Source organism: Vibrio renipiscarius (genome assembly GCF_000827885.1).
Taxonomy (GTDB): domain Bacteria; phylum Pseudomonadota; class Gammaproteobacteria; order Enterobacterales; family Vibrionaceae; genus Vibrio; species Vibrio renipiscarius.
Genome location: NZ_JTKH01000024.1, coordinates 69380 through 85838, shown reverse-complemented (window position 1 = coordinate 85838; position 16459 = coordinate 69380). Strand labels below are relative to the sequence as shown.

Below are 16459 nucleotides of genomic sequence, written 5' to 3'. Positions count from 1 at the left end.
AGCCCCGCAGAAGATGCGGGGCTTTTTTTTAGGCCGTAGTATTTGACGCGACAATCGGTTCGTCTTGTACTAAGTTATTGATCCATTTTTTAGAACGTATACGTTGGGTTGATAAGAAAATTTTGGCAATTTCTTCAAGTATCACAATCGCAATGACCCACTCTAATGACCACCCCAAGACGATACCGGTAAAGTAGGCAAGAGGAATGCCGATTGCCCATTGTCCAAAGAGGTCGATGAATATGGAGTAATTAATATCGCCACCACTCTTAAGTACACCGCCAATGGCCACCATATTGAAAACGCGAAAACCCATACCAAACAGCATAATAATAAAGGTATTGGTGGCCATAATGGGATCCGAAATCGGAGTCAGAGAGATCGCACTAAGTAAAAGAGGCTTTGCTGCAAAGCAGATGAAAGCAATTGTAAATGCTGCCAACGTGCTGATAAATACATACCACCAAGCGGTCTGTTCAACACGTTGATATTGATTTGCGCCAATCTCATTGGCGAGGATCACCGAAGCTGCCACGGCGAAACCGAGGAACGCTGAAAATATCACGCTTTCGATGGGCGCCAGTAATGAGAATATCGCAAGCTCAGTCACACCAAGTTGACCAATCAAAACGTTGTAGAACAAAATGCCACCCGCCCAAGCACTGTCATGAATGATCAACGGTAGGCCAATTTTCATATAGCGGCGGCGATGGAGCGAGGTTTTTGCCTGTAAAATATTCTCCTTTGAGGCGATAAGGCACGGAAAGCGCTTAACAACGATATAGCTGAGTAACAGCGTTTGGAATAAGCGGGAAACGCTGGTGCCGATCGCCGCGCCGACCACGCCAAGTTCTGGAAACCCAAATAAGCCAAAGATCAGCAGCGTATTAAGCAGCAAATTGAGCAAAATGGCATAGATACTGACCTGGGTCGGCAACTTGGCATGGCCAATCGCTCTTAGAGCGCCTTCGAGTGGAACACAAATCGCGGTGCAGATCAGCGTGCTGGCGGTGATCCATAGGTAGTCACTGGCGAGAAATATGTACTCACTATTATCAGATACGATCGACACAACTTGGTCTGAATCGAAGATATACCAAAGCGAAAAGGGCGCAGTAACTAAAATAGCAACGAAAATGGATTGGAATAGAGTGATTCTTACGCCGTCCATATTCTTCGCACCAAAATATTGTGAGGCTAGCACACTCACCGCGCCACTCACGCCACAAACCACGATCAGATTGAAGAAGAAGATACGATTGCCTACACCAACCGCCGCGGTTGCGGCTTCACCCAACTGGCTTACCATTAGGATGTCAGTCACCCCCAACAATGAAAACAGCATTGATTGTAAAGAGACCGGCAAGCCGATTTTGATTAGGTTTTGAAAGAAGGTTCTATCTGGAGTTGTGGCGATCATCGCATTACCCTCGGCTAACTGAGGGATTTAGTGTATCTGTAACGATGAATTACGTATTTTCTTTAAGTATCTATTTGTTATGCGGAACTATCAACATGAACAATATGCAAGAGTGTGCGTCAATTTCTGCGAAAACGGAACATGAGTTTATTGATTATCACCATGTGCTTGAGCTAGAACGTTATGGATTCATCCAATGCGGTATTGCTCATTGCTGGGAGTTGTTCACTATCGCTCGTACAAATATGCATAAACATATGCTGCTTTACACTGTAAAAGGCAAAGGTTGGCTTGAGAGTGATGGGCAGAGATATCAACTAGAACCCGGTTCACTAACAATTGTCCCTGCGGGAATACAGAATACATTTGGTATTGAAGAAGAGGAGTGGCGCATCGCTTGGGTGTTCCTTGACCCAGAGAAGAGTTGGCAAGGTTTGGTTCATCAACAAATAGAATGCCATTTAAGCTCTGTCACCGAAGCCATTTATGCGGCGATATTGTTGCTGCTACGCGCGAGAATGACGCCAATCGACATCAGTGGGGACATCGTTGAAGCCACCAGTGCTCAATTGGCGATTTTAGTGAAAGCGTCATTGGATCATCCGTTGAGTAGTAAGCAACTGCGCTTGAAGCGCGTGTTTGATGAAGCGCAGCGTCAACTGCACAAAGAGTGGGATGTTGAGCAGTTAGCGGCACTTTTTCCCTGTTCGCCACCGCATTTTCACCGCTTATGTCAGCAGTATTTTGGTCATAGCCCGATGAACTATTTGATGAGAAGGCGCATGGAGTATGCTTCACGATTGCTATTGTCGACGGACTGGGCGGTGCAACATATTGGTGAACTGGTAGGTTATCCAATTTTAGCCAATTTTAGTGCAAGATTTAAAGTGTGGAGTGATCAAACTCCGAGGCAATATCGCAGAAATCGAGGAGAGTCATTATCGTAATGGGTGCTGATATAGCGTGTTCTGCTCGTTTCCCGTAGACTTGGCGTTTAAATAAAACATAACAATTAGATGTGATCATATGGAATTGAATAACTTTTTAGAGTTGCTGAAAGCAAACCCAACTACGATTGAATTTGAGCAAACCATAGCAGTCATTGATGGCAACTATCAATTTACGCCAACGTCGTTTAGTAACGGCACCGCGCGTAACCCTGCGGGCGAAAATAATGGTTCGTGCAAAATCTTTTCATTTGCGAAAAAACACCAACTTTCTGAAGCGCAAACTCTTGCGCTATTTGGTGGTTATTATCGTCATGACGTACTGGGCAATCCTGATGGGGAAGACCACCAAAATATTCGTAATTTCATTGCTCACGGCTGGTCGGGCATTAAATTTGAAGGTGCTGCGTTGAGCTAGTTAACTCGTCGCGTCAACAAACACAAAAAGGAGCCTTAGGCTCCTTTTTTATGCGTGTCACTCAGTATAAAACGAGAACTAAACCGCCAACGGCATCTCGTTGGATGGATCCTGGCGCTTGTACACTCGAGCCAAGCCAATCATCACAAAAATCGACATGACGAGCATTAACGCCCCAAGAGGTAACTGATTTGGCGCAGGAATTAACGCTGCGCAGAGTGTGGCAATACCGGCACCAAGGTTTTGCATTCCCCCCAAGACTGCACCACCTGTACCAGCGTGGTAAGGCAGTGGAGACAGCGCTCCCGTTGTTGCGGCTGGGAACAAAATACCGGAACCTAGGAAATACACCGTCGCTCCACCAACCAGCGTTAACGCGGTTGTGTGGCCCATAAGTCCTGGAATCATTACGATAAGTGAACCAAGGGTAATGGCAAACAAACCGAAGGACAGTGCGGCACGTTCCGATCGACGCGCGGCAATCACGCTTGATAGGCCAGCACCAACAAGGTAGCCCGGGATTGGCATTACAAACAAAAGGCTCACAGTGGTCGCCGGTAATCCTAAAACACCGGCTAGCAAAACACCTGCAGCGGCTTCAAAAATCGCTACGCCTGAAAATGTTGCGACTAGACAGATTAAATAGCCTTGGAAACGTTTGTTCGATAAGACATATTTATAGCTATTGATCACTTTTTCGTGACGGCGATTTTCAACCGGTAAGGTTTCTTTGAAGCTGGTGGCCATCGTGATCACAACGGCGATGCCAAACAGCGCTAAGAATAAGTAACTCGAACGCCAGCCAAACATCTCTGTAAACACGCCGCCAAGTACTGGGGCCATCAGCGGAGAGAAAATAACGCACATGCTGATCAGGCTGTTGACTTTATGTAGCTCAGCGCCTGAATAACAGTCGCGAGTGAGGGTGCGTGACATCGCACCACCGCAACCAATGCCTAAACCTTGAATGAAGCTGCCGAAAAGAAACCACTCAAAGCTGTGCGCAAACAATGCGCCCACAGTACCGACGATATAAATCGCGAGACCGCCCAGTATGATTGGCTTGCGGCCGATACGATCAGACAGCGGGCCATAGACAAACTGAGATAATCCATAGGGAATCAAATAGCAGGCCATTACAGCTTGCAAGCTCGCAGGGGTAACTAGAAACTCGTGGGCCATTTGGCCAATAGAAGGCACATACATTGTTTGCGTCATTTGACCAACAGCGGTCAAAATAGCAACAAGAAATGTAAATTTGAAGATTGGAGAAACAGAAAACATCCGCGAGAGACCTTAAAAAAGAACAACAACCTAAAGCTGAGCAAATAGCACAGCTTATTAAAATTAAATAAGGGGGTTAACAGCGGCGAGATATTAGAGCGAGACTGACTTGTTATCAATGGAAATGTCTATATTTCAGCAAGATAAAAATCTATGATTTACGTTAGAAAAACTAATGCGAAAATCATAAGGAAACAGGGAGTTTAGCTAAACAACCACGGCATTGGCATTGGTTATGTTTTGAGGATTCGGTGAGATCGCGAGTTTCGACAGCAAAGCACCAGCATTCGGTTTTGCCTGCCGTGATATCGCAGTGTGTAGGTTGTGAGCAGGTAGAGCAATCATGTGTCGTCGCTTTACCACTCAAGCGGTCCATAATCGCTTGTCTCTTTGTGTCATCATAGTGTCGCCAGTTGGCGATTTCATCCATAGTGCGTTTGCATCCACTACAGATGCCATCAATATTTTTACACGCAGCGATGCAAGGGCTTTTCATTCAGAATTTCCACAGGTTTTAATCCGGTGAGCATACTTAGTTCAGTGATTGCTGGCTGCTCACCAGTGTAGATCGTTGTCTAGGCAGTCACTAAGACTCGTCCGTACTAGTCAGCCTTTGTAATGCTACCAAGCTCGAGTACTGGGGCTACGTCAATGTCTTCAGCGTTCATCATCATGGACAGTCTTTGTACCGAAGAAAGTAGGAGAGTTTGTTCCCATTCGTCTAGCTGGTGGTATTTATTAATGAAGCTTTGTTGCAGCGGCATTGGGGCTTGTTCTAACCGTTCTTTACCTTGTTCTGTCAACACGGCGTGGACTTTTCGTTTATCCGTTTCACTGCGTCGGCGTTCAATTAGCCCATTACGCTGAAGTCTATCGAGAATGATGGTGGCGGTAGCTTGACTCATGTTGGTGTGAGTCGAGAGTTGTTTAATGGTGACTTCACCTAAATCTCGGATAGAGCGCATCAAAATCAGTTGTGGTGCTGTTAAGCCTGACTCTTTACTTAGTTTTTTTGAGTGTAAATCAATGGCGCGGATAATTTGTCTTAATGACACAAGAACTTCTTCGTGCTTTTCCAAGATAAATCCTTAAACCTAATTTTTCCGCTGAAGAACATAACTCAAAAGGATGAAAAATAGAAGTGAAACTAATATAAGCCAGCGTTCTATGACAAAAAATGCGCTTTTATAATTAGATGTCGAATGATAATCCGGTCCTTCTGAGCGTCGGGTGATAATGAATCATTTTCTATGGAATCTTAATAAATAATGACTAATTTTGCCGTCATTACTGACGTATCTGACTAATGTGCGTACACTATTGAGAGATTAGTCAAGATTCATTCTGATTCATAATCATTTTAACTCTAAATGATTGGTGCAAGGAATGTCTCGAATAAACACTTAGAGAGAAACTATGACAAAAGGAATCGATAAGTACAGTATTGATAGTACGGATTACACCATTGGTCAGGATAACGTCCAGAAATGGGGCTTTGATGTACACAACCCAGTATTTGGTTTTAGCGCTGGTTTTATTGCGCTGTTTTTAGTCGCCGCTTTGATTATGGATGCTGAGACGGCAAAAACGGCGTTGGATGGATTGAAGTGGAAAATAATCGGCAGTTTTGACTGGCTATTTATTTGGTCGGGTAACATTTTTGTTGTTTTCTGTTTGGCGCTGATTGTGAGCCCATTTGGCCGGATTCGCTTAGGTGGCGTTGACGCTTCAGCGGATTACTCATATCTATCTTGGTTATCGATGCTATTTGCAGCCGGGATGGGTATTGGTTTGATGTTTTGGAGTGTAGCTGAGCCAGTCGCGTATTTTACCGGATGGTACGAAACCCCGCTGGGCGTTGAAGCTAATACGCCAGAAGCCGCGCGTTTGGCCATGGGGGCGACCATGTATCATTGGGGTTTACACCCATGGGCCATCTACGGCGTTGTTGCACTCTCCTTAGCTTTTTTTGCTTACAACAAGGGGCTGCCACTGTCTATTCGTTCAATTTTTTATCCTATTTTAGGCGATAGAGCGTGGGGGTGGGCTGGTCATATCGTTGACATTCTGGCGGTATTGGCAACGTTATTTGGCCTGGCGACATCACTTGGTTTGGGGGCACAGCAAGCGGCGAGCGGTATCCATCATGTATTTGGTATACCTGCGGGATTAGGGCTGCAAATTGTTGTGATTACGGTGGTGACATTACTTGCGGTGGTCTCGGTCATTAGAGGCATTGATGGCGGTGTGAAAGTCATCAGTAACATCAATATGATTGTGGCGTTTGTCTTACTCATTTTGGTCGCATTGGTCGGTTGGGCTGTGGCGATCGGTAATATCCCAACGACCTTTATGGCGTACGTTGAGAATATACTGCCGCTAAGTAATCCGCATGGTCGTCAAGATGAAGCGTGGTTCCAAGGCTGGACAGTATTCTATTGGGCATGGTGGATCTCATGGTCGCCATTTGTCGGGATGTTTATTGCTCGCGTATCGAGAGGCCGAACGGTTCGTGAATTTATTACCGCCGTACTTTTAGTGCCAACCGCGGTAACCATGCTGTGGATGTCGGTCTTTGGTGGATTGGCGATTGATCAAGTGGCAAACCAAGTTGGCACATTAGGAGCAAAAGGGCTCACTGACGTTTCACTCGCCATGTTTGAAATGTTTGATGCTCTGCCATACAGTGGCATGCTTTCGATTATTGCAATCGTGCTCGTGCTGGTCTTTTTCATCACCTCGTCAGACTCCGGCTCTTTAGTTATCGATAGTATTACTGCGGGTGGTAAAGTGGATGCCCCTGTATTACAACGCGTATTTTGGGCGTTCATGGAAGGGGCAATCGCGGTGGCGTTATTGTGGATTGGCGGTACAGAAGCGATTCAAGCACTTCAAGCCGGTGCAATTTCAACAGCATTGCCATTCACGTTTGTGCTGCTGGCGATGTGCGTCAGCTTAGTGATGGGAATGCGAACGGAAAAATATTAATGCCGTTGTAAGGCAATCTACAAATAGGGCACTGAGTGCTGAAAACAAAGGGACGTTAAGCGTCCCTTTTTGATTATAAAACACACGGAGTAGAGAGGGCGGTAAACGGTGAGTAGAAACCGATATTTACTCCCAAATGGCCCCAATCGGGCTGTTAGGTGAATAATGGTAAGCGATCTGCGCTTGTAATAATTCCGCAGTCGCGATCGCATCGGTCAAGGCATGATGAGGTGTATAGGGGGGAAGGTTATAGCGTGTTCGCGCTCTTCCCAACCTAACGGATTGAGGCGTAATACCCCGTAATTTGTTCCATAGCCCGCCATAGTTGCGTTGTTGGATGCGAGTTTCAATGGCCATCGTATCAACAACCGGAAATTCAATGCCTTCTTGAATGCGTTCTTGCAATGCGCGATCAAAAAATTCTCGTTCGATGCGCTTGTAGTGCACGACCATGATCTTGCCCGCCATTTGCTCTAACACTTCTGGATAGATTTCACTTAAATCAGGCGCATCAATTAAGTCACTGTGAGTGATGCCATGAATGACGACGGAATGCTCATCCAACTGTTTGCGGGGCTTAACCGTCCAATGGCGCGCTTGATTGAGGTAAATTCGATTGAGATCAAACGGCACGGTGCCAATCGTTATAATGTCGTCTGTATTCGGGTTCAATCCTGTGGTCTCGAAATCCATCGCGAGAAATCGGACATTTTCTAACGGGCAGTTAGCTTCCGGCAGACCTTGCTGATAAAAATGGGTCAGCGACTCGCTTCGGCTGCGTTGCGTTTTGAGAGCATATTTATTAGGCCAATGAATCACTGGCGATTGCGTCAGTCGTTTGATCATTATGCGTCACTTTAATCCACTGTTGCCTTGATAACGAAATTTTAAGAAATTTTGCGCATTACTTAAGACTTGAAAGGCATCTTTCAAGTTTCGGCGCTCAAATTCAGAAAGGTTTTCCGGTTCGATATTGTTGTCCGGCTCAATGCCATTCTCTACGTCTAAGGCTTGATGTCGGATGCGAACCATCGAAATAAACTCCAAAGCATCACGCAGCGCATGGGCTTTTTCTTTGGGAAGAATGGCCGCATCGTGAATATCATCCAAACGCTCAAATGAATTTTGTGCACGAGAGCCAACCGCTAAGGCATGAACACGAACCAGATCGGCCAGGGGAGCGGTCCCACGTCGTTTAAGGTTGATTGAATTTTTATGCTGGCCATCTTTTTCCACCACGAAGTCTTTGAAAAAGCCCAACGGAGGGGTTCGATTAAGCGCATTGCGGGCAAGGCAGGCCAGGAAGCGATTGTTCTTTCTCGCCCGACGAATAATGAACCCATTCAATTGTTCCGCCCACTTTAAGCGCCCATAAACGCCATCAAGGTCGAAAAAGATCGATGCATTCAATAAGGCTTTCGGGTTCGGGTTATCAATCCAGTCAGCAAAGCACTCTTCCCATTCATTGCGTGTCATTCGCCAGTCAGGGTTTGTTGCCATAATATCACCAGTGCAATAGGTATAGCCGCATTTAGCGAGACCATCACACACCAAGGTTGCCATGCTAGAAAAATACTCGCCGTGCAAGGCTTCGTCATAGCTGTTGTCGAGAATAATTGCGTTGTCTTGATCGGTGACGAGCAATTGCTCATCTCTCCCCATTGAACCGAGCGCTAAAAAACAAAACGGGATCGGCGATGGCCCAAGTTGCTCTTCTGACAATTCGATAATACGTTGTTTAAAGCTGCGTCCAATCACCGACATGGCGCTGCCAACCATGTGTGAGTTCGCGTCTTCATTGACTAAACGGACAAAGCTGTCTTTCACTTGTTCAGAGAGTGTCGCCAAGTCTTCAACGCTGGTTTGTTGGAAGATACTGCTGACAAGTAACAGGGAGTTTTGTGATTCATAACGGACAATGTCCGTCGTTTCTATGATTCCAATCGGATGACGATCTTTTAACACCGGCAGGTGATGGACGTTGTAACGCAACATCGTGAGCATGGCTTCATAGACATAGGCGTTATGGTCAAGAGAAATGACTTCCGTGGTCATCACCGATGAAACAGGGTCATTTGGGTTAATACCTTGCGCTAACACGCGGGTGCATAAATCGCGATCGGTAATGATGCCCACTAAACCCGATGTGTCATCATCGTTATCAGCAATGTTGGGATCGATAATTAGCAGCGACGATACGTGTTCGTTCGCCATTTTAATAGCTGCATTTTGGATGGTTTCATGTGTACTGACTGAAGGAGCAGCGTTGGTCAGCAGTGTGCGTACTTTTGACGTGGATAAATCATTATCATTGCTTGAAGACGAGACCGCTTGTCTTAAACGGTTGTTATGCTCGACTTCGACAAAATCCGCGAAGACTTCGTGGTTGTCGTAGAGCGTCTGAAACATCACTTCAGGAATACAATAGATCAGCGAGTCTTTCACCGCCTTGGCGGGGAATCGAACCTTGTTGTTGGTGAGCAGTCCCATTTGACCGAAGAGCGCGCCTTCATCAAGGCGATTATACAATTCGCCATTGCGTCGATTGACTTCAACAACACCACTCCGGACCATATAGAGATCATGAATATGATCGCCAAAATGAATAATGGGGGTGTCTTCGCGGTAATAGGCGATTTCGACATGGTGGCAGATGTCGTTTAGTACATCATCTTCGAGTTCATCAAAAGGAGGGTGTTGCGATAAGAAATGCTTTATTTCAAGGAGTTCCGCTTCCATTAAATCACCGATAACACTGAGCATAGTCTCTAAATGGTACATGATTCTCGGCGATAATGCTCAGCTAGGGCCTTTTGGCCCCCAAAAATAGAGAATAGATACGCGATGCGATGAGGTTTGAGAGTGCCAGTTACCACCGCTGCAACGTCAGTAGAACGGATATAGACCAATATAAAAAGGAGCGTATAGAAATTAAAAAAGGAGCGTAGAGAAGTACGCTCCTTTCAACAGGCTTACACCCAAAGGAATGGGACAATGAACAAAGATAATGCCACTAACCCAAAGCCACTAACCCAAAGCGGGTAAGACCCCTAGTGTAATTAAGATTTGTGCAGAAACGATCATCACTCCGGCACCGACGCAAAAGACCAAACCGGCATTGCCTCCGCCGACACGGTAAGACACATTTCGTTGCGGATCATTGTGTACTGTGCGTCTGACTTTATGAATCATGACGACAGGTAAAAATATCGCCAAAATCGCCAACGCAATCGCCGCATACCCCAGCGCCATGATGAAACCTTGTGGGTAGAAAAGGGCAAAACACATTGGGGGTGTAAAGGTTATCAACCCGGTGATTAAGCGCGAATTCTTTTCTTTACTGATGCTGTCACCTAGAAATTCGAATAAGCCTAAGCTCACGCCCAAAAACGAAGTAAGTAACGCGAGGTCTGCAAATAATCCAATAATCGCGCTGATGTTATTCTGCTGAACCGTTGTTGACAGCGTTGAAATTAGTGCGGCTAAACCTTGGTTATCGACTAACTCAGACTGGCTTACCACGCCAAGCGTCACCAACTGCCAAAAGATATAGATAACAAGTGGGATAGCCGAACCGATGATGATCGCTTTTCTTAATGCTGGTGTATCACCATCCAAGTAACGGACGATCGCCGGAATACTCCCGTGAAAACCAAAAGAGGTAAAAATCACCGGAATCGCAGCCACAATAAGACCTTGTTGAATAGGCATACTCAGCAGGTAGGACTGTGTCACATTAGGCGCAAGAAAGAGCAAAACCGTGGCCATTGCGATCAGTTTTAACGTGAACAGTACGCGGTTCACTTTATCGACTGTTGCGGTACCCACAACAACAATCGCCGCAACAAAAAGCGTGAAAATGACGGTGCCACTGGCTGCGGACAATTGCAGGCCAAACCATTGGTCTAAACGTTGATTAAACTGAGAGCCGCCTCCCGCGATGTAAGCAGCACAGAGAGAATAGAATAAGAAAAGCATCGCAAAGCTTGCTAGGTATTTGCCTTTTTTACCCAAAATTTGTTTCGCCAATGTATGGAGCGTGGCGTCGCTGTCAGCATGCTGATGAAGCTCAACCATGATCAGTGCAGTGTAAGCCATAAGCGCCCACAACACCGTCATGATGGTTAAAGAGGTTGAAAAACCAATGCCTGCCGAGGCGAGTGGCAAGGCTAACATCCCTGCTCCAATAGTAGTACCGGCAATAATCAAAGTACTACCTAAAACCTTTGATTTACTCATTGTATATAATTCTTTACGGTTGGTGTGTGCTTTGGGCAGAGTGCGACCTGTCCACGATGGTGTAAATAGCGAATTACACCCTATAGATTTGCATTCTGTAGTCACTTAGGCTTTTGGTCAAGTGTTTTGTATAGCTAAAATTCCACCTGTGTACACCTGAGTTTACGGTTGATTTTGTTATTGGTTAGAAAACGTTTTCGTGTGCTCGCAACCAAAGTTATTGAGTAAAACACTTTTGTCATTTTATTAATGACGATATAAAGTAGGTGTGCGGCAAGTACGCCGAAAATATGGAATCGTTGAATGCACGCGATAAGACACCCGTGATTCAGCGTCAAACAAAAGGAGGTCAAAATGACTGACCAAACATATAACGAAGAGTGTTTAGAATTGCTTGATGCGATTGAAATCGGTATCGAACTCTCGGAATACCAACAAACCGTTGCTGAGTCGACAGAACAGTAGTCTTCATCGGTCTCTAACCGAAGATTCTTATTTATTATCGTCAAGATGGTTGAGCCAGTGCAAATGCGCTGGCTTTGTGCTTTTATAAAGGAAGTTATTTATAAAAGTCGTGCTTATGAATTTTCTTGCTCACCTCCACATTGCCCACCATTGTGATTCCAGCCTATTAGGTAACCTGCTTGGTGACTTTGTGAGAGGCGACCCAAGCAAAGTCTATTCACCTGAACTCACACGGGGTATACGCTTACATCGTTTTGTCGACAGCTATACTGATAGTGCAGAGATTATTACGAGCGCAAAGCAATTGTTTCCCCAAGGGCCTCGTCGGTTTTCAGGGATCGCGCTTGATGTTTTTTGGGATCACTGCCTAGCGTCCCACTGGTCAGATTATCACGACCTGCCATTGGCTAACTTTTGTTTACAAAGCGAAATGACAATAAAGCAGACGCCCTCGGGTGAGTTACCAGAGCGCTTTCTTCTCGTGAGTGACAACATGTGGCGTGGTCGTTGGTTAGAATCTTATCAGGATGTAGACAACATCGAGATCGCATTGACTCGAATGTCGCAACGCAGAGCCACAATGGCCCCGATTAAAACGTGTTTTCCTTATTTAGAGCGTCACTACGACGAGCTGCAGCAAATTTTTTCGGCCTTTTACCCCGCATTATTGCGTTCTAGCCAAGATTTCTCGGGGGAAAGCTAGTAACAATGGGGCGCTTGAGTATAGAATCGCAGCCGTTAATTGATAGAGTAGCTGAAAAATATGTCACAACCCTTTGCGAATTTAGGCCTTGAGCCCACTCTTGTTGAGACCGTTATTAAATTAGGTTTTAACACTCCGACGGAAGTTCAACAACAAGCGATCCCATTCGTCCTTGAAGGACGTGATGTTCTTGCGGGTGCTCAAACGGGTACGGGTAAGACGGCGGCATTTGGCTTACCGATCATTCAAAGATTGAAGCAACAAGATTATTCGCGAGACCCACAGCGTAACGACGTTTTGGCATTAGTTTTGGTTCCAACCCGTGAATTAGCGCAACAAGTTCATGATAATCTGACGGCTTACGCTGCTGAGACTCCATTAAAAATCGTGACGGCTTATGGTGGAACGAGCATGAATGTTCAAACCAAAAATTTGCATCAAGGATGTGACATTCTGATTGCGACGCCGGGACGATTGCTAGATCACATGCATTGCAAAAACATTACGTTGCAGCGCACTCAAACGTTAGTACTTGATGAAGCCGACCGTATGCTAGATATGGGTTTTTGGCCAGATTTGAAACGCATATTGTCTCGAATGAGTTCTGACCGCCAAACGTTATTCTTCTCGGCGACGTTTGATCAAAAGATCAAAGATATTGCGTACAAAATGCTGCGAAATCCTGCTGAAGTACAGGTGGCTGCGCAAAATGCGACGGCAGATACGGTTGAACAGATGGTTCACCCGGTTGATAAAAAACGTAAAGCGGAGCTGTTGGCCTACTTGATCGGTTCTCGTAACTGGAAACAAGTGCTCGTGTTCACGAAAACTAAGCAGGGCAGTGATGCGCTCGCAAAAGAACTAAAACTTGATGGTATTAAAGCCGCTTCAATTAACGGTGATAAGAGTCAAGGCGCACGTCAAAAAGCGCTAGATGATTTTAAAGCGGGTAACGTACGTGCACTAATTGCAACCGATGTGGCCGCTCGTGGTTTGGATATTCATCAGCTTGAGCAGGTCATTAACTTTGATATGCCATTCAAAGCAGAAGATTATATTCATCGTATCGGGCGTACAGGGCGTGCTGGGCAAAAAGGACTAGCAGTCTCTTTGATGAGCCGTGATGAAATCTATTTGCTAGAAGCCATTGAACGCTTATTAGATAAAAAATTGCCTCAAGAATGGCTGCAAGGCTATGAGCCAAGTTTAATTGAAGACTTGGAGCCGGAGCATCCTTCTCGCCGAAACAGTCGCTCTTCTGAGAAGCGTAGACTGAAAGCCAAACTGAATGTTCATTCAGGACGCGGTAAACGTCGTTAAATAGTGATAAAAAAACCAGCTTAGGCTGGTTTTTTTTCGTCATGGTCTCGCGGGTGAAAAGAAGCACGAGTCAATGCGGTGTTCATCTTAACACGAAGGTGTGAAACATTCTGTGGGGTAGATGAGGTCACACACATTTTCTGGATTCAGTCTCTGCGATTCTGGGATTTGAAAGCGAGCGGCCATGATTTGGTTGAACATTTGCCAGTGATTGAGTAAGCATTGGTTAATATCATCCGTTTCATCAGACCAAGTTTCAGTCAGGAAGGGGGTCAAACTGGCTGCGCCATGCGCATACATGATCATTTGCCATTTGAGTTCCCACATCTTCACCTGGGTGTCCGGATGTTCATCGTTATACTCTTCAACCATATTATTCACGAGAGCCTCAAGTTGCCCTGAACGGTCGATAAAATAGTCGAATAGGGCGTCTTCTTGACGAACGGCATCTGCGATAAGCTGAATAGGTTTTTTGAATAGAAGCATATGAGCCAAGAGGCGAACAGAAAACAGATAGAGGCGTTCATTCGGCGGCGTATCTTCAGGCAAATTATCAATAATAATATGAAGGTAGTTGCCCATAAATTTGTGTAGTTCGTCACTGATGGCATGCCAAATTTTTTCTTTGCTACCAAAATGATGGCGGATCAGACTATGAGAAACGCCTGCTTGTTCACTGATATTACGCAATGACACTCGTTCATATCCCAAAGTACAAAACATGTCAGCTGCCACCATAAGAATTTGTCTTTTGGTGTTCTCAGCATCTTGTGCACTTCTACGCCCTTGCTTTCTTTCGGTCATTTCTTCTTACCAACCCTAAGTTACGGCGTACTTTTACCAGATTTTAGCAAACATTTCATCAATATTAGTTTATTAACCAGCTGGAAAATAAACGTTGATCTCATAATAAAAATAAATATACTGCACGATTGTGTAGTAAGCTTCCTCGCCATGACCCGTGCGTTTACCAATGCGCTGGGATGTCATGAACAAAGCGTCAATCATTGCATCCATCTTTATGTTGAAATGAGAGGCTTACTTTATTAATTTTTTGGTATGCAGCAATCTGCATGAACGACGTGAAAACGTCAGGATGTAGCAACAGCACACAGAGTGATTGTGCTCCATCATGATTCAAATCAATCCACTGCCAAGATCGTTGATTTGATTTTTGCCAACCCAGCCTTTGTTGCTGGGTTTTTTTTACTTGTATAACCGTCCCACTTGAACTTGCTGCGGTGTTGACGGCACTCTCAAACTTCATCGCATAGCGTATTGATGCTCAGATGCTCAGATGCTCAGATGCTCAGATGCTCAGATGCTTTGTTCGCTTGTCGCCTACCTGCATCTTCAAGTTGTTTGGTTATACATGGTGGAATGTCGTGAATATGACGAGTCTATTGCAAGTAATTAACATTATAAATATTAACGACGTAATTATGGGTATTTATAATGATATTCTTGTTATTTATATCGATTGATATTTATATTTATTCCTCTCGGTTTTAATTTTATTGCTCCTTTTTTATCTTGTGTAGTGTTTATTATTGATTTGTCCGTTGTTCGCCATTTTGTTATAGGTGGTGGTGAATTTGTGCAAATTGATGTTTTAAGTTTAAATCCTTTCAATTCAATGATTTGCCTCTCGAGTCACAAGGTGTATAAATTACTAATCTAATAAAAACAAAGACTTATTTTGATTTAACTTCTTCGTAACATTTCATTCCTTATGAGATGTTCCTCAACTTTACGCAAATTAAACGTTAGTTTATTTGAAGTGTCATAATTCCAGATTAACTTTAACTTATAGAACAAGTTGATACATAGATATTGACTGAATTAACGACTTACCCATTTGGCTAAATGATTGGTCAAATTTTAATAAATAGTTTTTGCTATTTACCTTGCTGCTAAGAATGGAGTCTATTGATGAAAAAAATCGCTTTGATCACAGGATCTAAAGGCGGAATTGGGTCTGCTATTTCCTCTCAACTGGTTGCAGATGGTTACCGTGTGATCGCTACCTATTACACTGGAAAGTTGGAATGTGCACAAAAGTGGTTTAGTGAAAAACACTTTACCGACGAGCAAGTGCGCTTATTCGAACTCGATGTAACCAATACGGCTGAATGTTCAGAACGTTTAGCCCAACTTTTGGTTGAAGAAGGGACGATCGATGTCGTGATCAACAATGCCGGCATAACACGTGATGGCGTGTTTAAAAAAATGACGGCTGACGCATGGAAAGAAGTGATTGATACCAACCTCAACAGTGTTTTCAACATCACCCAACCTCTGTTCGCTGCGATGTGCGAGAAAGGAGGCGGGCGTGTCATTAATATCTCATCAGTGAATGGCATTAAAGGTCAATTTGGCCAAACAAACTACAGTGCGGCTAAAGCGGGCATGATTGGTTTTAGCAAAGCATTAGCGGCAGAAGGAGCTCGCAGTGGCGTGACGGTTAATGTGGTTGCTCCTGGATACACATTGACCCCGATGGTGGAAATGATGAAGCCAGAGGCGCTCGAATTCATCAAGAATCAAATCCCGATGAACCGTTTAGCTGAACCTGAAGAAATTGCGCAAGCCGTGGGTTTCCTTGTTAGCGATGCGGGTGCTTATATCACCGGCGAAACACTGTCGGTCAACGGCGGCCTGCACATGCAGTAACG

General features: G+C 44.8%; 15 protein-coding genes. 6 read left to right on the top strand and 9 right to left on the bottom strand.

The window, feature by feature from the left end; genetic code table 11:
• Nucleotides 1-28: 28 nt before the first annotated feature.
• Nucleotides 29-1420: an MATE family efflux transporter gene (locus OJ16_RS14075; RefSeq protein ID WP_040991894.1), complete on the bottom strand. Its 1392-nt coding sequence runs from the start codon at nt 1418-1420 to the stop codon at nt 29-31.
• 95 nt (nt 1421-1515) lie between these two features.
• Here OJ16_RS14075 and OJ16_RS14070 point away from each other — a divergent pair, with 95 nt between their 5' ends.
• Together OJ16_RS14070 and OJ16_RS14065 are read left to right on the top strand one after the other, a co-directional pair.
• Nucleotides 1516-2367 (top strand): AraC family transcriptional regulator, encoded by an 852-nt coding sequence (locus OJ16_RS14070; protein ID WP_040991893.1) that lies wholly within the window; start codon nt 1516-1518, stop codon nt 2365-2367.
• Between the two features lie 79 nt (nt 2368-2446).
• Nucleotides 2447-2785, top strand: coding sequence for a HopJ type III effector protein (locus tag OJ16_RS14065; protein WP_040991892.1), 339 nt, complete (start codon nt 2447-2449; stop codon nt 2783-2785).
• Between the two features lie 78 nt (nt 2786-2863).
• On the opposite strand, the gene emrD is transcribed toward OJ16_RS14065, so the two are convergent.
• The 3 genes from emrD to OJ16_RS14055 all read right to left on the bottom strand — a co-directional run bounded on the left by emrD (nt 2864) and on the right by OJ16_RS14055 (nt 5148).
• Nucleotides 2864-4069 carry a multidrug efflux MFS transporter EmrD gene (gene emrD, locus OJ16_RS14060; RefSeq protein ID WP_040991891.1) on the bottom strand — a complete coding sequence of 402 codons (1206 nt, stop codon included), beginning with the start codon at nt 4067-4069 and terminating at the stop codon, nt 2864-2866.
• Nucleotides 4070-4253: 184 nt separating this feature from the next.
• On the bottom strand, nt 4254-4565 hold the full coding sequence (locus OJ16_RS19800; protein ID WP_082030248.1) for a DUF1289 domain-containing protein: 312 nt from the start codon (nt 4563-4565) through the stop codon (nt 4254-4256).
• Nucleotides 4566-4671: 106 nt separating this feature from the next.
• Entirely contained in the window at nt 4672-5148 is a 477-nt protein-coding gene (locus tag OJ16_RS14055) for a MarR family winged helix-turn-helix transcriptional regulator (protein WP_040991890.1), read from the bottom strand.
• A gap of 337 nt (nt 5149-5485) precedes the next feature.
• Between OJ16_RS14055 and OJ16_RS14050 the strand changes: the two genes are divergently transcribed.
• A complete protein-coding gene (locus OJ16_RS14050) occupies nt 5486-7057 on the top strand; it encodes a BCCT family transporter (protein WP_040991889.1) in 1572 nt (523 codons plus the stop codon).
• Nucleotides 7058-7183: 126 nt separating this feature from the next.
• Here the strand turns inward: OJ16_RS14050 and OJ16_RS14045 are convergent, their stop codons facing one another.
• From OJ16_RS14045 to OJ16_RS14035, 3 genes are all read right to left on the bottom strand, one after another.
• Nucleotides 7184-7903, bottom strand: coding sequence for a 3'-5' exonuclease (locus tag OJ16_RS14045; RefSeq protein WP_040991888.1), 720 nt, complete (start codon nt 7901-7903; stop codon nt 7184-7186).
• 6 nt (nt 7904-7909) lie between these two features.
• Complete coding sequence (locus OJ16_RS14040; protein ID WP_040992701.1) at nt 7910-9796, bottom strand: putative nucleotidyltransferase substrate binding domain-containing protein; 1887 nt, start codon at nt 9794-9796, stop codon at nt 7910-7912.
• A gap of 288 nt (nt 9797-10084) precedes the next feature.
• Entirely contained in the window at nt 10085-11296 is a 1212-nt protein-coding gene (locus OJ16_RS14035) for an aromatic amino acid transport family protein (RefSeq protein WP_040991887.1), read from the bottom strand.
• A gap of 580 nt (nt 11297-11876) precedes the next feature.
• On the opposite strand from OJ16_RS14035, the gene OJ16_RS14030 reads away from it, so the two are divergent.
• Together OJ16_RS14030 and OJ16_RS14025 are read left to right on the top strand one after the other, a co-directional pair.
• On the top strand, nt 11877-12464 hold the full coding sequence (locus tag OJ16_RS14030) for an acyl carrier protein phosphodiesterase (protein ID WP_040991886.1): 588 nt from the start codon (nt 11877-11879) through the stop codon (nt 12462-12464).
• Between the two features lie 60 nt (nt 12465-12524).
• Nucleotides 12525-13784 carry a DEAD/DEAH box helicase gene (locus OJ16_RS14025; RefSeq protein WP_040991885.1) on the top strand — a complete coding sequence of 420 codons (1260 nt, stop codon included), beginning with the start codon at nt 12525-12527 and terminating at the stop codon, nt 13782-13784.
• 87 nt (nt 13785-13871) lie between these two features.
• Here the strand turns inward: OJ16_RS14025 and OJ16_RS14020 are convergent, their stop codons facing one another.
• Nucleotides 13872-14588, bottom strand: coding sequence for a TetR/AcrR family transcriptional regulator (locus OJ16_RS14020; protein WP_040991884.1), 717 nt, complete (start codon nt 14586-14588; stop codon nt 13872-13874).
• 196 nt (nt 14589-14784) lie between these two features.
• On the bottom strand, nt 14785-15051 hold the full coding sequence (locus OJ16_RS20060) for a hypothetical protein (RefSeq protein WP_040991883.1): 267 nt from the start codon (nt 15049-15051) through the stop codon (nt 14785-14787).
• Between the two features lie 665 nt (nt 15052-15716).
• Here OJ16_RS20060 and OJ16_RS14010 point away from each other — a divergent pair.
• Entirely contained in the window at nt 15717-16457 is a 741-nt protein-coding gene (locus tag OJ16_RS14010; protein ID WP_040991882.1) for an SDR family oxidoreductase, read from the top strand.
• The last annotated feature ends 2 nt before the right edge of the window (nt 16458-16459 follow it).